The following is a 20,005-nucleotide window of genomic DNA, read 5'->3' on the forward strand; positions in this document are numbered from 1 at the left end:
GGCTCTTTATCATGATTTGGCGCTTCAGGCGCGAAGACTTCTGACAAACTCCAGAAAAAGCGGACTTCGGAAGAGATATATCGCGGCATTGACCAGGATATTGAGGAAAAGAGCAGCCAGGATCAGCTTTCGGTGCAGCTTCCTGCTCAGGCTTAGATAAGCGAGAAACTCCCGGATCAGAGCGTTCAGTGTGAAGTACCACTTGGTCCTCGCGCCGTAGCCCTTACAGGGGATATGACATTTTCTCGCGAGGAGCAGCGCGCGGAAGACATGATAAGAGGTCGTTACGACCGCGATTTTCGGCTTCTCTCCCCCCATGAGTGCCCGGGAGAAAAGGAGATTCTGCCTGGTGTTCAGGGACTTCTCCTCCGTTAGGATCCGCCCGGGATCGACGCCCTGGGAGAGCGCATAGCGTCTCATTGCCTCCCCCTCCGGAATGTCCTCCCCCTCTCCCTGCCCGCCGGACAGGATGAGGAGCGCGCGCGGGTTTTCATAGAGGAGACGGATGCCGCGTTCGATCCGGGAGGCAAGAAGCGGAGTCACGGCTTCCCCGCGGATCCCCGCGCCGAGGACGACGATATAGTCCAGGTCCCGGCGTTTCCTCGGATGGAAAAGATTCAGGAGAGCGGAGAGACAGTACATCGCCATTAGAAAGAGAAGATAGGCCGCGCTAAAGCTGAGAGTCCCAAAGCATGCATTCCCGATGCTGCGGAGCAGGGCATGCTTTTGAAAGGAAGGGAGCAGGTATCCATTCAGGGGCCAAAGGAAGATGTAGACGATCAGGAGGAGAGAGAAGAGGAGGGAGAGAAGGTTCCTCGGACGGAGGCCCTCCCTTCGCAGGATTCGGATCCCCTGGACAAAGAAGACAAGGATCAGGAGGAAGGGGAAGAGGAGGATGAAGACGGAGAGGACGCCAAGGATCAGTACGAGCGGAATCAGAATCAGGGGCCGATTCTGAATCTGCGGGGAAAAACGAAAGATGAGCAGGGAGAGAAAAAGGCCGAGACTCATCAAGAAGAAGAGAAAGAAAGCGCCGCTCCAGAGGCTCCTGGGCTCCCGGATCATCCGAAAGGAAAAGAGCATAGCCGAAAAAAGCAGCGGAACAGCGGTGAGAAGCAATGGGAAGTTCTGACTCATGTATCCTCCGTCATAAGCTCTCCTTCGGTATTTCATATCGAAACTCCGGGGCCTTCGGCATCGTAGCCGAGAAATCGGAGCGGGAGGCCCCCGGAGAAGACAGTCTGGCCGAAAGAGGAATCATCTTTTGATATCGAATCGATCGGGAACCCATCGAATATTATTCGATCTATTTTAATGATTCCTCCATGAAAAGTCCAGCCTTCCCGCACCGCCCTTCCCGCCCTCCTCTTCACCGGTTTTTCAGAGTGGAAATGAAGCTTTCGCTTCAGCCTCGGATTTCCTCTTATCTTTGCGACATTCCTGTAAGATGCCGATTTTTGGGCTTTGTGACGCATCCCGCCTTCGTCCGGTGTATTCCGGTGAAAGGAGTTCAAATGACAGATGAACAGATTGTAGATCTATACTGGCAGAGGGAGGAGAGCGCGATCTCGGAGAGTGCCGGGAAATACGGGAGCTATTGCCATGCCATCGCGAGAAATATCCTCTTCAGCCGGGAGGACTCCGAGGAATGTGTGAATGACACCTGGCTTCGATGCTGGAACAGCATCCCTCCGCACCGCCCCTCCGTGCTCCGGAGCTTTCTCGGAAAAATCACAAGAAATCTCGCTCTCAACCGCTGGGAGAAGGCCAGAGCGGAAAAGAGGGGCGGCGGTGAAATCACGGTGGTGCTGGAAGAGATCTCCGATCTTGCTTCCTCCATCGGAAACCCGGACGAGCTCCCGGAAAGACTCAGTCTTACGGCCTGTCTGAACCGCTTTCTGGAGTCGGAAAAGGAGGAGAGCCGAAAGCTTTTTGTCGGGAGATACTGGTATCTCAGATCCATAAAGGAGCTCGCCGGAGAGTATGCTCTGACAGAGAGCGGGGTAAAGATGAGTCTTTTGCGGGCCCGCGGAAGACTGAAGAAGCATTTGATGGAGGAGGGCTTTTTCCTATGAAGGCAGAGAAATTTCTGAAGGAGATCGGCGAAGTCGAGGATCGCTATATCGAGGAGGCCCTGCCAGAAAGCCTCCTGCGGGAGGGCGATGGGAAAGGAAAGCAGGAAAAGGGAGAAGAGGAAAAAGGAGAAGAGGAAAGAAAAGACGGAATATCCGGGGAGAAGCTGCCGGAAGAAGACAGGAGCCGGATCCATAGGAGCCGGAGAGTTTACGGAGGAGTCGCTGTCGCTGCGGCCTGTCTTCTCGCCTTTTTTGGAATCCGAAGCTTTCAGAGAGTGAAGCCGGGAGCTTTGGATGCGAGAAAGAGCGGAGGAGCAGTATCCGGAGAGAGGAAGGAAGCGACGGAGGGAAATATGGCCGGGGAGAAAAAGGAGGCCGCGGGTGATGAAAGTACGCGGCTTCCGAACCCGTTTATCGAGGTGGGAAGTCTCGAAGAGGCGGAGGAGCTGGCCGGCTTTTCTCTAAAGACGGCGGAAAAGGTTGGAGATTATGGGAGACAGAGCATTTCCGTCATGGAAGGGGAGATGATCCAGGTCCTCTATCAAAATGATGCGGGAGAGGAGGGACTTCGCGTCCGGAAGGGCCCGGGAGAAGGAGACCTCAGCGGCGACTATAATACCTATACGCTGGATGAGGAAGTCGAGCAGGGAGGAGTAAAGATCCGTCTCCGGGGAGATGGGCAGAGGATTTTTGCCGCGAGCTGGACAAAGGGCGGCTACAGCTATGCCATTGATCTAGGCGATGCCGAGCTGGACCGCGAAAACGTGCTTCAGCTCATCTCGGAAATCGACTGATTGATCTGACGCTGTGAGATTATTATGACCGGAAAAGATCAGATCAAAAATGCCTATAAGCTGATCGGCGGACATGCCAGCTTCTAGGAAGGCAGGATGACGTATTCTGCCTTCCTCTATGCATAGAGACGATAGTGTCGCTGCAAAAACAGAACTCGTAGAAATCCTTGGTTTTAAGCGCTTTTATGAGCACTTCACCTTTGACTTCACCTTTGAAGAGACCGACTGGTCGATACGCGGAAAACGCCTCGAAAAGTATGTCTGGCTGCTCATAGCTATAGAACTCGTAACGGTAGGCACAAAAAAGGAAGCTCGAAAGCCATTATGTTTCCGACAAAAAGAATTATGTTTTCGTGGACGAGGTGCAGCTTTGTGAGGGGTTTGAGTTGGCTGTCAACAGCCTGCATACCTCACGTAAATATGATCTCTATATCACAGGATCAAATGCTTTTCTGCTCAGTTCCGATCTGACCACGCTATTTACGGGAAGATATATCGAGATTCATGTCTTCCCGTTCAGCTTTTCCGAGTTCTGCCGATACTATGCAGATGAGAAAAATACCGCAAAGCTTTTTGATGAGTATGTGATTAAGGGCGGCCTGGCGGGCTCTTATGAATACCGTACTGACCGGGACCGGACAAACTATATCCGGGATGTCTACGATACGATCATAAATCGTGATCTGGTAACAAAATATCATTTACCGGATACTACGACACTGGAGCATCTGGCGGAGTTCATGATGGATAATGTCTCCAACCTGACCTCTCCCAATAACATCAGCGATACGCTGTCTGCCAATGTGGTCACCACAAATCATAAGACCGTCGGCAACTACATCAAATATCTCTGCGATGCCTATGTGTTTTATGGTGTCCGTCGATATGATATCCGGGGAAAGAAATATCTGAAGACTTCCGTAAAGTATTATCTCAGCGATACGGGGGTCCGCTTTGCGAGGCTGAGCAGAAGGAATCTGGATTACGGACGGATGTATGAGAATAACGTCTGCATCGAGCTGATGAGGCGCGGATATGAGGTCTATATCGGGAAACTTTACCAGAAGGAAGTCGACTTTGTAGCTGTGCGTGGTGACGAGAAAATATATATTCAAGTCAGTGATGATATCTCCAGACCGGAGATTTTTGAGCGCGAGTACGATCCGCTTTTGAAAATTAAGGATGCTTACCCGAAGCTGATCCTGGCGAATACCCGTCATGAGACCTGCGATTATGAGGGTATTAAGATATACAACCTGGCAGACTGGCTGCTGAATAAGAATTAAACTTCCACCCTTCAGATTTCCAGGTGGAACTTCGAATAGCAATTAACTGGGATTTATGGGGATTTTTTGGCATCGGAATCATATATTGATTTCCCAGCGCCGATATGTTAAGCTATACAAGCTGATTTCAGATTTGTCCGCGTAGCTCAGCTGGATAGAGCGACCGCCTCCTAAGCGGTAGGTCGGAGGTTCAAATCCTCTCGTGGACGCCAGAATGTACCGCGGAAGCCGTTGGCAGTTAGAAAAACGGCCTCCGCTTTTTTATTCCAAGAGATCTGAAGGGCTCTGAAAACGAGAGCTTTCATCTAAGCCTGAGTCTTCTGCTTTGCAGCTTTTCTAATCAAGGGGGCCTTTTTTCTAAGCGAACGATTTTCGCTATCCTTTCCCGCGGCATGCAGCTGGGCCGAAACAACGAGTGGGTTATTTTCGGTTCATTTTCTCCCGTATTCGGGCCGCAACATCTGTAACGTTTTTTGTATTGACAGGGACACCGTCTTCGATGTGGGTAATCAATTGGTCTCCTACGGTGGATTCAGACGCTCTTTGATGATTGAAAAGTGCTTTCAGTTCATCGGTACTTTTTGAACACAGCTCACGAAACTGAACCTGAACCAGGGATTCTGGCAGCTTATGATAAAGCTTATGATATGCACCTTCCATTTCCTCATACGTAATGCTATGCCCGTTTTCTGCCTCTTCAATCATAATGCCGATTGCATCTGAAATGTCATTTCGGTAGTCGCGGTGCGCAATCATTTTCATGGCGATCAGGTAGATCCCGGAGACAGTCCGGATCTCAAGCCCATGGCGTTTGCTCTTGTTATCTTTTTTTTAGACGGCATCGTACAGATCCCCCTCATAAATGTTATATCTCAGGAATTCGTCAATGCACCTGTCCTTGGCTGAGCCCAGCAGCGCTGAGTCTCCGACATAATAAGGCATAGCAGGTGTGTCTGTCCGTCGGGTTGAGAATATCACAGAGGCACTCTGGGGAACTAAGGTCTCTCCGGGAACTATCAGCGGACGGAATCAGAAGGCCTATGCCCGCATTGAAGTATGGAGAAGCCGCCCTTTGACAGGGAAAGAATACTCTTACGTCTACGTAGATGGGATCTATCTTCGTCGCAACTGGGGAGATGAATACGAAAATGTGACAATCCTGGTTGCGCTTGCAGTCAATCAAGATGGTTTTCGTGAAGTCATTGGTGCTGCTGAGGGAATGAAGGAAGATAAATCCAGTTGGGTCAACTTCTTTCGGTGGCTTTGCGAAAGAGGTTTCAGTGGCGTAAAATTCATTGTAGGAGACAAATGTCTTGGAATGCTGGAAGCCGTAGGAGAAGTGTTTTCTGAGGCCAGGTATCAGCGCTGTACGGTCTATTTTTATCGTAACGTTTTCTCAGTCGTCCCGAGATCCAAGGGAAAACTTGTGGCAAAGATGCTGAAAGCAATTCATGCACAAGAGAGTAAAAAGGCTGCGCGAGAAAAGGCCGCAGCCATAGTAGCCGAGCTTCAGGGGATGAAGCTGAAAGAAACCGCCAGGAAGGTTTCGGAGAGCATCGACGAGACTCTGACCTACTACGATTTTCCCAGCGAGCATTGGATGAAGATTTGTACCAATAATACGATTGAGCGTCTGAATCGTGAGATTTGGCGAAGAACCCGTGTCGTAGGCACATTTCCGGATGGAAGCTCAGCGTTAATGCTGGTTTGTGCCTGGCTTCGTTATGTTGCGGGAACCCAGTGGGGGAATTAAGAAATATATGAATATGATGCACCTGGAGGGGAATGAAGAAAACGCCTCCGTTGCAGGCTGACTTCATTTAATCAGAGGATGCAAACTAATTTGCGCATAAATCTTGAATCTTGACGGTACCATAAACTTTTTATCCATAGCTGTTTTCCCTCAACTATTTATTGTCGATCAACGACTCCCTCAACTATTCCCTCAACTAAAGATCAAATCCAGTTGAGGGAACAGTTGTATAAGCGGCAAATCCTCACTATTTTTCAGCAAGGACATAGTGTGTTCTATGACTAACACCGGTCTTTTTAACAAGTCCTCTTTTTATGAGACGGTTAAGTGCAACCGAGGCGCCTTGTTGAGTTCCTATTTTAGTGATAGTTAAAACCTGCGCTGTCGTTATCAGCCCATTTTCACGAATATAATTGTATATAAGTCTATCTGCCTCATTTTTAAAAGGGATCTCTACGACATCAACGTCTGCCATATCAAGTTGATCACATTTGTGTTTGTACTCTTTGTTAATCGTATAGGTAGTCCATCGCCCTTTCCAGTCAGAAACGAGCATTTCTTTATCGACCAGTCCACCTAAGATCCTGCCAATATCTGTGGGATGAAGATCAAACATCTGCTGTAGACGCATATTTGAAACGGAGCCCTCCAGGTATGCAGTTCCCAGGATAATCTGTTCTTCCGAGGATAAGCGCTTATATGTATGCTCTCCTAACAAATTAACAAGATACTCTGTACATTCTTCAGGCATCAACGCAATCGTATATAGTTTCAGCTCGACCTGCTGCAACTCTGGGTCATCATATAAATCCGGCTCTCTCCACTTTTCACCGCGCCAGGCATCCAATATCGTTGGGAATCCGGAACCTGCATTATCACCGTACCCAATCATACGAAGCATGGTTTGTATTCTTGGGTTGCGCGCCTTAGAGTTACCGCCTTCATAGATCCTGCGAATCGGCAGTTTCAGACTTCCTGGGTTGGAGAATGAGAATCCACGTGCTTCTTTTTCTACTTTTAGGACACCGGTTATCATATAGTCGGAGTGGATCAGCATATTGATCATTCCTTCGCGAATCGCTTTGTGCACTGGCGTATCATCAATGCGAGTCATTCCTTCCAGTCTAAACGGTTTCTTAATATCCCGTGTGAGTTTCGGAGCAACCATCCATAAAAAATTACACAAATTATTTTCCCAGGTCCCATCATATGTAAGGCGATCACTCCATCGGGAGCCTCCCATGATTTCGGTTCTATCAAAATAATCCATGCGGATATTGTCGAAGCGCTCCCGTATAGGGAGACCTTTACCAAACATCAAAAGCCCAGCAGGAGTAAGACCTTCGGCTCCCGTTCGCCTGTCAACGACATATCCTCCTAAATTCTTTAAGAAGGTTTTATCATCATCTTTATTCCAGATATGATCCGGGTTCCACGTGGTAAATCTGATACGATATGCGCGTAATGTTTCCGGGTCAATATCATCCATGGTATAGCCATCCAGTAGGCCACCATCAATTCCATCATCACTGGAATCACGAAACATAGCCCTAATTTCCGCTTCTTTACAGTGATAATCCCCCTCATGGTTCCGCTTATAGGTTCCGCTTATAGGATTTCCGTTTATGTAGACAGGCTTTTGTGTATAATCTGCCTGCGGAACCTCTATCCAGATAATGGTCTTTCCATCGATCACGCAAGTGCCCACATCTGCATCGCGCAAAATATTGATATTTACTTTCGTACTGTTATTGACTGTATCCCAAAACTCTTTCAATCTTGCTTGTAGATTCTCAATATTTACAACTGAGAATCTTTTAGCTGGATCCCTTTCTTTTCGATGTTCCTCAATGCCAAAAAGTATCGTTCCACCAACTGTATTCGCAAATGCAGAATACGTTTCCCAAACAGCATTGGGAAGTGTGCTCTCGGCTTTTTTGCATTCGAGTGTCAGGTGTTCTCCATACTTCAAAAGGTCTGCTAAGCTTTCTGGCGTAACCATTCTAAGTCCTCTCTGTTAATAATATGGGGGGCGGGTGTTTTCTTGGACCGTCTAAGCGACAATCCCGAGTGATGCCTGGTATCCTGCTTCTTTTTTTTCATCAGTGAAACTGTACCTCTTCTGAGATATTTGTCCCTCCACGGATAAAGGCTCGTGGTGCTGCATCCCAGTTCTTTTGATACTGATTTTACCGATTCTCCCCTTTCAAAGCAATGTTTTACTGCATTTTTCTTCTCTTCAATAGATTGCTGGCACATGCGTCCGGATGGCCTCTTCGCTCCTTCCCATCACCGATTTTCTCCCATTGATCAAGTATTTTTCTGCTGGGATATCCCAGTGTTTGGATTGTTTTTGTCGCCGATAAGCGAGCGCCCGAATCAGATTGAGGTGGCGATACCAAGAAATGTCAGGATCCCGGAATCGCAGGTTTGGCCGGCAATGAAATTCTACCGAATGATGGAGCCGCGGTATAGCATAAGTATTGTGGACTTAAAAGAAGGCAGTAATTCCTTTCGCATTTATGATAAAGAGAAAACGGTTTGTGATGTTATCTATCATCGTAACAAAATAAGATTTGAGCTTGCAATGGAAGTGCTGAAAAGATATGTACAGCAGCCGGACAGAAATATCAAGAGTAGTTTACGTTGAAAGGTGGCATCCTGCTGTATGATAGGCTGCATAAAAGTTCCGTGCAGAAGATGAGTCAAGTGAGATTGACAATATCATTTAAAATGTATACCCTATGGAGGGTAAAGCGCATGGACGACATCCGGCTTTTTGAAGAAATGACGGGCGCAGCAGGCAAAAAGCGTAAAGTACCGGTGGAAACGGAAGCGTTCAAACTCTGGCTTTCCCAAGACGGACGAGAGCGTATGGAAGAAGGTATCGACCCTGAACAGGCAGTCGTTTCGATCGGATCAAGTCATTACCTGGAGGGATCATCCTTCTACAGTAGAGAAAGGAGTTGTGGGGCGCTTAAAAATGTCCGCACCCCCGGGATATAAATGAAAATATGTATTTTAGGCTTAGGTGTCATAGGGACAACTTATGGATATGCATTCCAAAAAGCAGGACATCAGACGGAACATTTAGTTAGAGAAAATAAAAGACAAAATCTTCCATCAAGGCTGAACATAACGATATTAGATGGGCGCTATGATAAAAAGGGAAAAGAAAAAGCAGATAGATACACAGTAAATCTTGCAAAGCCGGGTACATGTTATGACTTTATTCTTTTAAGTGTTGCAAGTGGGAAGATAAAAGATGCGATAGCCGCACTTTCACAGAATAATATTACAGGGAGCTTGATATTATTCTGCAACCTTTGGAATGATCGCGAAGAAATCGAAGAAATGGTCGGAAATTTTAAATACATTATAGGATTTCCCACGGCTGGCGGATGTATGACACAGCAAGGATTGAATTCTGTCCTGTTTGATCATATTATGCTTGAAAGCGAGAAAAAATCAATTATTCCAAATTACGGCTCTTTGATAGAACTGATTGAGTCCGCAGACCTGAAAACAGAAGTTCCCCATGATATGTTAGAGTGGATATGGATTCACATGGCAATAAATGCAGCTGTCACTTCCTCTGCCGCGAGAGCAGGAAAAATTGATAATCCGAAACAGCTTGCGATTGATCTTATGAGCGATTCTCATGCTTTGTCTATAGCAGTGAAAACGATCAGAGAGACCGTTACAGTGGTAAAGGCCAGAGGAGTAAATTTGAGATTATATAAAAATGAACTTCTTCCTTACAGGATACCCGCTGCTATTGCAGGCATGATAATGAAACGAATGTTCACAAGGAACGAACTTACAAGTAGGATAATGACGCTGCATAATGATGTAAATGACATTATGTATGGATGTAAGAGTGTCTATGAAGCTGGAAAACAAAAAAATCTGGATTTGCCTCTGTTTTACTCTAATATGGAAAAAATATTGAATTAGGATCTTCCCAATGCAGGGGAGTATACTTACGGCATCTATATTTTTCGCAGCAATTTACTCATCGGTGCAATGCGGCACAATATGAGAAGGATGCCTGCGAACCGGGGAAGAGCTTATGATCTATATCGTCCGCCACGGACAGACGGAAAAGAATAAGGCCAATGTCCTGCAGGGCCGCAGCGATGTGCCGTTAAATGAAGTCGGCATCCGGCAGGCAGAAGATGTCCGGGACCGTTTCCGTTCCTTGGGGATACAGTTTGATAAGGTCTATACCAGTCCGCTGATCCGGGCAGTGCAGACGGCAGAAATCATCGCAGAAGGCGCTTCCTCGATGATCGAAGGGCGGCTGATCGAGATGGACTATGGACCGTATGAAGGAATGGATCTGGCACAGCCGGCACCGGAGGTCATGGCATTCTTCCAGGACTTTGTCCATATTTCGACACCGGAGGGGATGGAAGCTCTCTCTGCCGTTGTCGCTCGCCTGGGCACCTTCCTGGAAGAGATCCGGGAGGAAGCAGTTTCGCAGAATATCCTGCTTTCCACGCATGCTATCGCCATGAAGGGCGCTTTGGAATATCTGACGCCGACATCGGGCGGAAGCTATTGGTCCAAGTATATCGGAAACTGCGCGGTATACACGGCGGAAGTCGGAGCGGACGGACACTGGACCATTCCACAGGAATGGTGAGAGGGAAATAGAAAGGAATTCAACATGCTGAAGCTTTACTGTTACAATAGATGCAGCACCTGCAAAAAAGCTCTGAAGTGGTTGGATGATAAGGGGATCGCATACGAAGCGATGGATATCAAGACGGACCATCCGGATGAGGAGACGCTTCGGAAGTATTATTCCATGAGCGGCCTTCCATTAAAGCGCTTCTTCAATACCAGCGGGATCCCTTACCGGGGGATGGAGCTGTCCCAAAAGCTCCCGGACATGAGCGAGGATGAGCAGCTGGCACTGCTTGCGACTAATGGAATGCTGGTGAAAAGACCGCTTGTGGTCGGCGATGACTTTGTCCTGACCGGTTTTAAGGAGAAGGAGTGGGCAGAGAAACTGCTCTGATACGCAGCAGTTCGACATTTTTGTCAGTGGAAGGCAGCGATCCGCAGGGCTTTTGGCTTTGAGCTTTCTGGCGCTTGTGCGCCGAAATACGCCCTGCGCCGCCGCGGCGAGAAGGACAAGAGCGGCCGTCCATGAAAAAAGATACAGCTTGCCCGGGCTGCTTAGTATCAGGGCCTGTAAGACTCGGGTTATGCAGGATCCAGGCTCTGCTCTGCCGATGTCAAGATCAGCTATGCCGTTTTTTGACATTGACTTTCTTACTGCTTTGCGATGCTTTCTCATAAGAATAAGGCACGAAGCATATGATAGATATGGAAATAAATATCATAATTGCCACAGTTATAAATGCCGCGGAGCTGCTCCCTTTCGGAAGAACAGCATATTTCACAATTCTCAAACCGGCAGTGATGGGATAGAAATCTCCGAATCCCTTTGGGATAAGAAGGCTTCCAAAAAATCCGTACATAAAAGCGACAACGAGCATAGGATAGTATCCGTTGACTTTTCTGAATCCCCAGATAATAAGCGGCAGAACGGCTATAAAAATAAATACAGCGATACCAAAAATCTGCAAAAAGGATTTTAAAAGGTGAAAGCCACGGATTCCCTGAAGCTGCAGTAGAATGGATCCTATAATTAAAAACACATGGTTTATTGCCGATAAAGCGAGAACTAAAATGCCTATGACAAATATTTTGGCAAAATACAGTCTTTGGATTGAAATCGGAATCGTGAGAATCGATTTCAATGTCCCACTGCTGTATTCCTGATTAAAAATCATTCCTCCCATAATGGTGATTACAAAGGGAAAGGCCACACAGAAGTTATTCCATATAGCGGCCAAATAAAAGTCTTCAAAGGTACTGGCCTGAGGATCAATATTTTGTGCCATTACGAACTGCACAAAGGTCACAAACGCAGAAAAGAAGGCTCCTGCAATTATAATCCATAAAATATTGCTCTTCTTAAGCTTCCTTAATTCACATACTGTAAGCCTTAACATAGCTTCCTATACCTCCTTCTTTTGATAAATAACCGCCCCCAGTGAAAGCAGAATCAGTGAAAAAGAAAGCATGTAGGTCATGATGCCGGCGTTTGAGATTAGATACGGCAGATACTTTTCCAATCGCGATTCCAATGGGAAATATCCCAAATACCATTTAAACACAGTGACTACCGGAAGTACCGCTGCCCTGCTTTTGAGGAGAGCTTCTCCCCCCTGTCCCAGGCAAAGATAGACCAAAGAAAAGCAGGCGACACTATAGATAAAAGACACAATATTCGATATCGTAAAATTTTCGCCAAATGCCGCAACAAATATTATAATCGGTAAAGAAGCGGCAAACATGAAAATACCGCTCAATATACTGAAGCATAGAAACGACGTGAGCGGCATCCCTCCTCCGACAAAACACGAAGCGGCAATGCTTATGCTGAGCTCCAGCAAGCAATAAATGATGGATAAGATCATAAGGGTAATACACTTTGAGAGAAATATCTTCGCTTTGCTCACCGGAATCGTGAGTAAATTTTTTAAAACATTATTTTCCGTCTCCGGCAAAAAAATCATCGATGAGAGGATGCCAAGCACGCAGGGTAAAAACAAGATCTCTCCAAATATAAATACCATTCTAAAAAGCATGTAAAATGGCTGTGCTTGTCTAATGGCAAGAAATAAAATAGGGATTGGAAAAAGAAATGCCGCGCCCATGCTCATGGCAATAAATCTCCTTCTTTTTAGTTTTTGAAATTCACAATATATCAGTTTAAGCAATTCCTTCACCTCCCGTCACCCGCTTGAAGTAATCCTCCAGCGTTTCTTCGCAGGTATGAGCTTCCGATACCTCCAGTCCATCAGCGACGTAAGCGGCAACGATCTTCCCCACGGATAGATCAAGATTGTAGAGTAGGATGCTGTGATCGTCCTGTACGGTAAAGTGTGTCTCATGGAATCTACTTTCCAGGATCCTTGCCGCCTGCGCCGTGTTCGATACAATGAAATGAATATGGCGCTTACTTTTTTTCTCCAATTCCGAAAAGCTCTCTTCCTCCAGCAGTACGCCCTGGTCGATGATCCCTATATCATCCGAAAGCAGGGCGATCTCCGAAAGGATATGGCTGGACAGGAGAATCGTTTTTCCTTTTCTGTCACAGAGCTCCCGGAGAAATGCCCGCACTTCCGCGATCCCGATGGGGTCAAGTCCGTTGATCGGTTCATCCAGTATTAAAAGCTCCGGATCGTGCATGACGACCAGCGCAATCGCAAGGCGCTGTTTCATGCCGAGGGAATACTGAGAAAAGAGCTTTTTGTCCTTATACGGCAGGCCGACCAGCTCAAGTGCGTCCTGAACAGCATGGGTATTGGGGACACCCCGAAGCGCTGCAAAGATGCGGAGATTCTCCGTTCCGGTCAGATTAGGATAAAAGCCGGGGGACTCGATCATACTGCCAATACGGGGCAGCAGCTTTTTTTCGTTCCCATGCAGCGGCCTTCCCCACAGAAAAACCTCCCCCTCCGTGGGATCGGCCAGGCTGAGGAGCATCTTCATCGTCGTCGTCTTTCCCGCACCGTTTCTTCCCAAAAGGCCGTAAATCCGGCCTTTACGCACGTGAATATTCAAATCGGCTACGCTTTTTTGCGTGCCGTACTGTTTCGTCAGATGCCTGGTTTCGATAATAAATTCATTCATAAAGAAGCTCTCCGTTTTCGTGTTTTTCTCATTGTAGCAGGCCAAGCTTGCATTAAACTTGCGCCAAGCTTGCATTAAGCTTGCAATTTTAAAATCAGCCGGCCACATGACCGGCTGAGCATGACGTCTTTCTTATTCTGCAAGAGGCAGGGTCAAGAGGAATGCCGCGCCTTTCCCGAGGCTGCTTTTGGCGGCGAGCTTTCCGCCCATCTTTTCCGCTAATTGATACGCAATCGACAGGCCGAGCCCGCTGCCTTTTTCACTCCGGCTCTTGTCGCACTTATAGAGGCGGGAAAAAACCTGCTTCAGATCTTCCTTCCCGATTCCGACACCGTTGTCCGCTACGGAAAGCCGCATGCTGCCCTCCTGCTTTTCCAGAAGGACCGTCACGGTATCTGCCTGACTGTGTGTGATGACATTTTGCAGCAGATTGTTGATGATCCGCATATAGCTTTCAGGGTCAAGATCGACGATAAGCTCCTGTTCCGGTATCTCTATGGAGTATTTCATCCCCCGATCCTCCAGGAGAGGGATCCAATCAATCATAATATTCCGGGTCAGCTCTGCCGCCTCAGTTCGTTGTATTGCCATGGCAAATTCATCGGAATTGAGCTTAAACCAGTCGAACAGGACATCAATATAGTCTTTCAGCTCATAGGCTTTCCGCCGGGACGTCTCAATGTACTCCTCCCGCTCCGCCCCGGAAACAATGCCCTTATGCACTGCGTCCAGATACCCGATCAGCGTCGTAAGGGGTGTCCGCAGATCATGGGAAAGGCTCGTCATAAGCTGTTTATTCGCTTCCTCTGCCTGCTGAAAGGCCGAAATCCGATCCTCATAGGAGCGGATAATATCATTGATCTCATAGAAAAGCGGGGCGAGGAGCTGACTGGGATCGGCAAGGACACGGCGGTTTCCGTTCCCGCTTCTCACGTCCGACAGAGCTTCGGAAAGCTCTTTGATCTGCCTCCGTTCCCTGTGCAGAATGAGAGCGGCGGATACCGTGACAATCGTGCTGACGCCCAGGAGAAGGATGATTAAAACTTCCATGCAAAGATCACACCTCCTTGTTGAAGCGGTAGCCGACACCCTTTACCGTTTGTATGTACTTCGGATTTTTGGGATCGGCCTCCAGCTTTTTCCGAAGGCGGCTGATAACGGCCATGATATTGCTGTCTCCATAAACATACGCTTCGCCCCATACTTCCTCATAGATTTGTCGCTTTGTCAAAATCCGTCCCTGATTTTTCGCACAATGCAGCAGCACATCAAATTCCTTGGGGAGGAGCTCAAAGGTCCCATTTTCTGTCGTGACGGATCGGGCATCGAGATCGATCATAAGGCCGTCATAGGAAAGCGTTTTTGCGTCGCTCCCGTTGGGATTAAATCTTGTGTAGCGCCGGATCAGAGAAACAATACGTGCCAGCAATTCTTCCATGACGAAGGGCTTTGTCAGGTAATCGTCCGCTCCATTTCGAAGACCGCGCACCTTCGAGCTGCTGTCATTTTTCGCCGTGAACATCAAAACGGGGACGCCGCTCTCTTTTCGGATCTGAGCCAGCGTTTCAAATCCGTCAAAACCGGGCATCATCACGTCCAGTATGACAAGCTGATACTCATTTTCTTTCAGCTTTTCAAGACCGGCCCGCCCGGAATAGCAGCAGTCGGCCGCGATATCCTCCTGTGAAACGGTGCGGCGGATCAGCGTGCAAAGCTCCCGATCATCGTCAATCACTAAAATCCGATTCATTCTCTCTCCTCTGTCCTTGCTTTGTTCTGCCATCAATAGGCTTTTCCGCATCTTTCGGGATCAGCCGCATCCGGCCGATTTTGAAAGCGCCTTTTATGCGATTCTATCTGCAAAGCAGCTGTACTCGTCGTTTTGATATTTTCCATTTTCAGACGCTTCCGGGCATGATATCGATTCTATTTCCGTTCCCGTTCCGTTCCCACTTTAACACTTGTTCTTGTTATATTCATTTAGACGAATAAAGTAAAGAGCATTATCTCATGGACTGCGCCATTTTAACTTCCCTCTCCACTTGTTTTCCTATAAGAGATGTGTCAGCTTTTATGATACAATAATAAAATAAGACCATACGGAAGGGGGGGACAGAGTCATGGAGCATCTGCGCTGCGTTGTGGAACGCATTACGTATCAGAATGCGGAAAACGGTTACTCTGTCATCAAATGCCGGGCCAAGGCGTATCAGGATCTGGTGACCGTGGTCGGGTCCATGCCGGATGTCCATGTGGGAAGCGTCCTCTATCTCGGCGGCAGCTGGCGGATCGACGCGAAGTACGGCAGGCAGTTTTCCATGGAGAGCTTCGAGGAGAAGCTTCCGGCGACGGTCTGTGGCATGGAAAAGTATCTGGGCAGCGGGCTGGTGAAGGGAGTCGGACCGAAGTTTGCCGGACGGATCGTGAAGCAGTTCGGCGCCGATACTCTGAACATCATCGAAGAGGCCCCCGATCGGCTGCTGGAGGTGAGCGGCATCGGAAGGATCCGCGTGGAACGGATCAAAAGGAGCTGGCAGGAGCAAAAAGAGATCAAGAACATCATGCTCTTCCTGCAAAGCCACGATGTCTCCACCTCCCATGCCACGAAGATCTATAAGACTTACGGTAACGACAGCATCAAGGTCGTACAGGAAAATCCCTATCGTCTGGCGGATGATATCTGGGGCATCGGCTTCAGGACGGCGGATACCATTGCCGAGAGGATGGGCTTTGACCATGAGAAATATGTTCGTCTTAGGAGCGGCATCCTCTATACTCTGAACAAGCTCTCTGAGGAGGGACACTGCTATGCCACCCGGGAGATGCTTCTGAAAACCGGTGCGGAGCTCCTCTTGGTGGAGGAGAATGTCCTCTCTATGACGCTGGATGAGATGATTCATGCGGAGGATGTGATCACGGAGCCGATTCCGGTTCCGGATGAGGCAGAGCCCGGAAGTATCCCGGAGAAAGCGATCTATCTCCCGCCCTTTTATTTTTCCGAGGTCGGCACGGCGAAGCGGCTTTGTGCCATTTATGCCAATGCGGAAGGCATCCATGCGGATCCTTCCGCTCTTACAGAGCGTATCAGCAGAAGAACAGGCATGCAGTATGACGAGATCCAGATGCAGGCGATTCTGAACGCGGTGCAAAGCAAGATCCTGGTATTGACCGGAGGGCCGGGCACGGGAAAGACAACGACCACACTCGGCATTATCACAGCCTTTCGCATGGCAGGCGCGAAGATCCTGCTGGCAGCGCCGACCGGACGCGCGGCGAAACGCCTTTCGGAGGCCACTCGGATGGAAGCAAAAACCATTCACAGGCTCTTGGAAGTAAAACCGCCGGAGGGGTATCAGAAGAATGAGGAAAACCCGCTGGAGGGCGATGTCCTGATCGTAGATGAGTGCTCGATGATCGATGTCATGCTCATGTATAATCTTCTGAAGGCGATCCCGGACACTATGACACTGATCCTGGTCGGAGACATCGACCAGCTCCCGAGCGTCGGAGCCGGCAATGTCCTTCGGGATATCATTGATTCCGGGAGCTTTCCCGTTGTGCGCCTCAGCCGGATCTTTAGGCAGGCGCAGACGAGCCGGATCATCATGAACGCCCACCAGATTAACAGCGGGAAGACGCCGGATATCAGTAACGGAAGAGAGAGCGATTTCTTTTTCATGGATATGATGAAGGAGGCCCGGAAGAAGGGGCGCGATCCGGAGGACAGTGCAGTCCTGGCGGAGGAAGCGGCCAAGATTATTACCGCTCTCGTCACAAGCAGACTCTCCCGCTATTATCATACGCCGCCGGCGGAGATCCAGGTACTGACACCCATGCAGCGCGGCGTAGTCGGCGCGGCGAGTTTAAATCAGGCGCTGCAGCAGGTCTTAAATCCCGGGGAGCAGGGCCTGAAGCGCGGCGGCTATCTCTTTAAAGCCCGCGATAAGGTCATGCAGATCCGAAACAATTATGACAAGGAGGTCTTTAACGGGGACATCGGCGTCATTCAGTCGGTAGATCTTGAGGAACGGGAACTTACTGTTATATTTGACGACAGGCCTGTCAGCTATGATGTGACGGAACTGGATGAGCTGATGCTGGCTTATGCCACAACGATCCATAAATCCCAGGGCTCGGAGTACCCGATCGTGGTGATTCCTGTTCTGATGAACCACTTCGTTATGCTGCAGCGGAATCTTATCTATACCGGCATCACCCGCGCGAAGAAGGTGCTGGTCCTGGTCGGGACAAAGAAGGCACTGGCGTATGCCGTTCGGAATGTGACGGTCAGCAAACGAAACACCATGCTGAAGGAGCGGCTACAGAGGCTGGATATCACAGTAAAGGCGCATCCGGCGCAGGAAGCAAAGAAGCCTGTTTCCCGATCGGGAATACGGCAAAAACCGATGCCGATACCGCAGCTGGAGCCGGCAGGGAGCAGCGCTCATCCGATAGGAAACAGCGCCTCCCCGCAGATAGTGACGGAATCCCAGGCGAAATACGGCGAAGCTTCTCCAAAAAGCCCAGCAGCTCCGATCTCGGAACAGGAACGTCTCTCTCATGAGGAGTGGCTGAAACGGGATCTCTTTGACCGCCTGGCGCAGTCAAGGTTTCGAAGCCGCTTCCAGCTAAGGGAAGCTGACTGCCAGTACATCCGGGAAAAAGGGCCCGCCGCGATTCGCTCCCACGCGGCCGATATCGTACGGCGGCGCCTTTCAGCCGCGGAGCCGAAGAATGACGGCAGGCAGACGCCGATGCGGGGTGCACCGCAGGGACACCCCATTTTCCTGGGACAGCATGCTACCGGAACCTGCTGCCGGGGCTGCCTTGAGAAGTGGCATGGGATTCCAAAGGGAAGGGCGCTCACGGAAACGGAGCAAGGCTACATAGTCGATGTGCTGATGCAGTGGATCGACCGGCAGATGAAAAGACGAAATATATGAATATTCTACTATTGAAAAGCAGCGGTATATAGGGCCTTCTATATTATATTGATAGGATTCGCGAGGCAAGCCGGAATAAAATCGCTCGTTTCATAAAACAGGATCTCCGGGAGCAGATTCCGCCCTGAGCCTTAGCGCCGCAGAGTCTGTGCCGAGAAAAATGCCTGCAGCCGGTGAACTGAAGCGTGAAAACCAGCGGCTATATTCATTTGAAATAAGGAATACTTTCTCAAAGCTCCGAAGCATTACATTATATCAGCCGCGATTTCAAAGTGACATCCAAATCAAAGTGACACTTCGGATGACACTTTAATAAATGGAAGAGAGATGCCTGTACCTGCCATACTCACACTGCATAGCATTACGTTTTTCTTAGTACGGGAAATATCGGGCAGTTCTCGCAAAACTCGGCTAGAATCTGTGGCGTAGGAGGTAATCATATGCGGATGATCAAAGCATTCAATGAAACCATACGCTATATTGAAAGCGAATTGGACGGCGAAATTGATGAAGGCCGGGTGGCCATGCTTTCCTGTTATTCCTATGCTATGTTCAGCAGACTGTTTTCCATTCTGACGAACATGACGCTGTCAGAGTATATCCGGCTCAGGAAGCTGACGAAGGCCGCTGTGGAGATCAATGAAACAAGTGCCAAGATCATTGATATTGCCGTGAAGTATGGCTACGAATCATCGGATTCCTTCACGAATGCTTTTAAGAGTTTTCATCACGCTACGCCTACAGAAGTACGAAGCGGAGAAGCATACCGGGTAGTTTCTCCCATTCAGCTGACGCTCAGTGTAAAAGGAGGAAAACACATGGACGTGAAGATCCAGAAGAAGGGCGAATTCGCGGTGGCCGGGGTCAAATTAAACAATATTGATTCCTCGTCCTGCCCCGCAGTTTGGGATCAGCTTTACAAAAAATACGATCACGACATTCTTTCCCGTCTGGGGAATGGTCAGAGCTACGGAGTATGCTTTGACGTGGAATGTGAAAACAAGATCAACTACATGGCCTGCTACCATGTCAGTGACATTGCAAAAGCAAGGGAAATGGGACTTGAGGTCAAGGAGATACGAGCGGCAGAGTATGCCATCCTGTCATTAAAGGGAGCGGTTCCCGGCTGTATTCATGAAGGCTGGAAATATGCAATGGAGGTATTTCTGCCGGAGCAGGGATATGTACATGCGGGAACGCCGGACTTCGAGGTCTATTTTGATGGGGACATGTACAGCCCCGATTATAAGATGGAGCTTTGGATTCCCCTCGCCAAGAGAGAATAGTCTGTAATCAGGCGGAGGCCGTAAAAAGAGCTGCCGTTCTCTCTTTATGAAAATATGAAAACGGGATCACCGCCGTCCGAAAAAACGGCACGGAAAGCAGTAAGTCTGAAAAGGTTTGCTGCTTTTTCGGATTCCTTTTTGGAGGGATACGC

At 48.7% G+C, this 20,005-nt stretch carries 19 protein-coding genes, 1 tRNA gene and 3 pseudogenes; 12 read left to right on the top strand and 11 right to left on the bottom strand.

All coding sequences use genetic code 11. The features are described from left to right. Window positions 1-24: 24 nt before the first annotated feature. Both GCWU000341_RS03535 and GCWU000341_RS03540 read right to left on the bottom strand, forming a co-directional pair. Window positions 25-1,137: a YdcF family protein gene (locus GCWU000341_RS03535; protein WP_242651601.1), complete on the bottom strand. Its 1,113-nt coding sequence runs from the start codon at window positions 1,135-1,137 to the stop codon at window positions 25-27. Between the two features lie 32 nt (window positions 1,138-1,169). Further along, the gene (locus GCWU000341_RS03540; protein WP_009214357.1) at window positions 1,170-1,475 is read right to left on the bottom strand and encodes a hypothetical protein; all 306 of its coding nucleotides are present in this window, start codon (window positions 1,473-1,475) and stop codon (window positions 1,170-1,172) included. 39 nt (window positions 1,476-1,514) lie between these two features. Between GCWU000341_RS03540 and GCWU000341_RS03545 the strand changes: the two genes are divergently transcribed. The 4 genes and pseudogenes from GCWU000341_RS03545 (at window position 1,515) to GCWU000341_RS03565 (ending at window position 4,367) form a co-directional block, all read left to right on the top strand. Then, window positions 1,515-2,075: an RNA polymerase sigma factor gene (locus tag GCWU000341_RS03545; protein ID WP_009214358.1), complete on the top strand. Its 561-nt coding sequence runs from the start codon at window positions 1,515-1,517 to the stop codon at window positions 2,073-2,075. Then, window positions 2,072-2,869 carry a hypothetical protein gene (locus GCWU000341_RS12550; protein WP_009214359.1) on the top strand — a complete coding sequence of 266 codons (798 nt, stop codon included), beginning with the start codon at window positions 2,072-2,074 and terminating at the stop codon, window positions 2,867-2,869. Before GCWU000341_RS03545 ends, GCWU000341_RS12550 begins: the two co-directional genes overlap by 4 nt. A 311-nt stretch (window positions 2,870-3,180) precedes the next feature. After that, a pseudogene (locus GCWU000341_RS14310) lies at window positions 3,181-4,155 on the top strand (ATP-binding protein); the annotation flags it as partial. A gap of 135 nt (window positions 4,156-4,290) precedes the next feature. After that, a tRNA-Arg gene (locus tag GCWU000341_RS03565) sits at window positions 4,291-4,367 on the top strand. A gap of 208 nt (window positions 4,368-4,575) precedes the next feature. Here the strand turns inward: GCWU000341_RS03565 and GCWU000341_RS03570 are convergent. Continuing rightward, entirely contained in the window at window positions 4,576-4,917 is a 342-nt protein-coding gene (locus GCWU000341_RS03570) for a hypothetical protein (RefSeq protein WP_009214362.1), read from the bottom strand. Window positions 4,918-5,095: 178 nt separating this feature from the next. Between GCWU000341_RS03570 and GCWU000341_RS03575 the strand changes: the two are divergent. Further along, window positions 5,096-5,969, top strand: a pseudogene (locus GCWU000341_RS03575) (IS256 family transposase); the annotation flags it as partial. A gap of 186 nt (window positions 5,970-6,155) precedes the next feature. Here the strand turns inward: GCWU000341_RS03575 and GCWU000341_RS03580 are convergent. Both GCWU000341_RS03580 and GCWU000341_RS14435 read right to left on the bottom strand, forming a co-directional pair. Then, window positions 6,156-7,910 carry an RNA-binding domain-containing protein gene (locus tag GCWU000341_RS03580; RefSeq protein WP_009214364.1) on the bottom strand — a complete coding sequence of 585 codons (1,755 nt, stop codon included), beginning with the start codon at window positions 7,908-7,910 and terminating at the stop codon, window positions 6,156-6,158. Beyond that, entirely contained in the window at window positions 7,889-8,167 is a 279-nt protein-coding gene (locus GCWU000341_RS14435; protein WP_155812589.1) for a transposase, read from the bottom strand. Before GCWU000341_RS14435 ends, GCWU000341_RS03580 begins: the two co-directional genes overlap by 22 nt. Between GCWU000341_RS14435 and GCWU000341_RS13725 the strand changes: the two genes are divergently transcribed. The 5 genes from GCWU000341_RS13725 (at window position 8,064) to GCWU000341_RS03605 (ending at window position 10,934) form a co-directional block, all read left to right on the top strand. Further along, window positions 8,064-8,558, top strand: a complete 495-nt coding sequence (locus GCWU000341_RS13725) for a type IV toxin-antitoxin system AbiEi family antitoxin domain-containing protein (protein WP_207635064.1) — start codon at window positions 8,064-8,066, stop codon at window positions 8,556-8,558. The two genes, GCWU000341_RS14435 and GCWU000341_RS13725, sit on opposite strands and share 104 nt — an antisense overlap. A gap of 110 nt (window positions 8,559-8,668) precedes the next feature. Next, window positions 8,669-8,914, top strand: coding sequence for a hypothetical protein (locus GCWU000341_RS03590; protein ID WP_155812591.1), 246 nt, complete (start codon window positions 8,669-8,671; stop codon window positions 8,912-8,914). Then, a complete protein-coding gene (locus tag GCWU000341_RS03595) occupies window positions 8,915-9,865 on the top strand; it encodes a ketopantoate reductase family protein (protein WP_009214367.1) in 951 nt (316 codons plus the stop codon). Between the two features lie 115 nt (window positions 9,866-9,980). Continuing rightward, window positions 9,981-10,556 carry a histidine phosphatase family protein gene (locus GCWU000341_RS03600; RefSeq protein ID WP_009214368.1) on the top strand — a complete coding sequence of 192 codons (576 nt, stop codon included), beginning with the start codon at window positions 9,981-9,983 and terminating at the stop codon, window positions 10,554-10,556. A 24-nt stretch (window positions 10,557-10,580) separates the two neighbouring features. Then, window positions 10,581-10,934 carry an arsenate reductase family protein gene (locus GCWU000341_RS03605; protein WP_009214369.1) on the top strand — a complete coding sequence of 118 codons (354 nt, stop codon included), beginning with the start codon at window positions 10,581-10,583 and terminating at the stop codon, window positions 10,932-10,934. Between the two features lie 226 nt (window positions 10,935-11,160). On the opposite strand, the gene GCWU000341_RS03610 is transcribed toward GCWU000341_RS03605, so the two are convergent. From GCWU000341_RS03610 to GCWU000341_RS14440, 6 genes and pseudogenes are all read right to left on the bottom strand, one after another. After that, the gene (locus tag GCWU000341_RS03610) at window positions 11,161-11,937 is read right to left on the bottom strand and encodes an ABC transporter permease (RefSeq protein WP_009214370.1); all 777 of its coding nucleotides are present in this window, start codon (window positions 11,935-11,937) and stop codon (window positions 11,161-11,163) included. Between the two features lie 6 nt (window positions 11,938-11,943). Further along, window positions 11,944-12,717 carry an ABC transporter permease gene (locus GCWU000341_RS03615; RefSeq protein WP_009214371.1) on the bottom strand — a complete coding sequence of 258 codons (774 nt, stop codon included), beginning with the start codon at window positions 12,715-12,717 and terminating at the stop codon, window positions 11,944-11,946. Further along, window positions 12,701-13,624 (bottom strand): ABC transporter ATP-binding protein, encoded by a 924-nt coding sequence (locus GCWU000341_RS03620; protein WP_040653378.1) that lies wholly within the window; start codon window positions 13,622-13,624, stop codon window positions 12,701-12,703. The genes GCWU000341_RS03615 and GCWU000341_RS03620 overlap by 17 nt, the downstream gene beginning before the upstream one ends. 132 nt (window positions 13,625-13,756) lie before the next feature. After that, a complete protein-coding gene (locus GCWU000341_RS03625; RefSeq protein ID WP_009214373.1) occupies window positions 13,757-14,674 on the bottom strand; it encodes a sensor histidine kinase in 918 nt (305 codons plus the stop codon). 7 nt (window positions 14,675-14,681) lie between these two features. Beyond that, a complete protein-coding gene (locus GCWU000341_RS03630) occupies window positions 14,682-15,374 on the bottom strand; it encodes a response regulator transcription factor (protein WP_040653380.1) in 693 nt (230 codons plus the stop codon). After that, a pseudogene (locus GCWU000341_RS14440) lies at window positions 15,352-15,513 on the bottom strand (DNA-binding protein). The gene GCWU000341_RS03630 and the pseudogene GCWU000341_RS14440 overlap by 23 nt, the downstream one beginning before the upstream one ends. A 231-nt stretch (window positions 15,514-15,744) precedes the next feature. On the opposite strand from GCWU000341_RS14440, the gene recD2 reads away from it, so the two are divergent. Together recD2 and GCWU000341_RS03640 are read left to right on the top strand one after the other, a co-directional pair. Next, entirely contained in the window at window positions 15,745-18,567 is a 2,823-nt protein-coding gene (recD2, locus tag GCWU000341_RS03635; protein ID WP_009214376.1) for an SF1B family DNA helicase RecD2, read from the top strand. A 440-nt stretch (window positions 18,568-19,007) separates the two neighbouring features. Next, window positions 19,008-19,853, top strand: coding sequence for an AraC family transcriptional regulator (locus GCWU000341_RS03640; protein WP_009214378.1), 846 nt, complete (start codon window positions 19,008-19,010; stop codon window positions 19,851-19,853). The last annotated feature ends 152 nt before the right edge of the window (window positions 19,854-20,005 follow it).

The sequence above is a fragment of the Oribacterium sp. oral taxon 078 str. F0262 genome (assembly GCF_000160135.1).
In the GTDB taxonomy this organism is placed as follows: Bacteria; Bacillota; Clostridia; order Lachnospirales; family Lachnospiraceae; genus Oribacterium.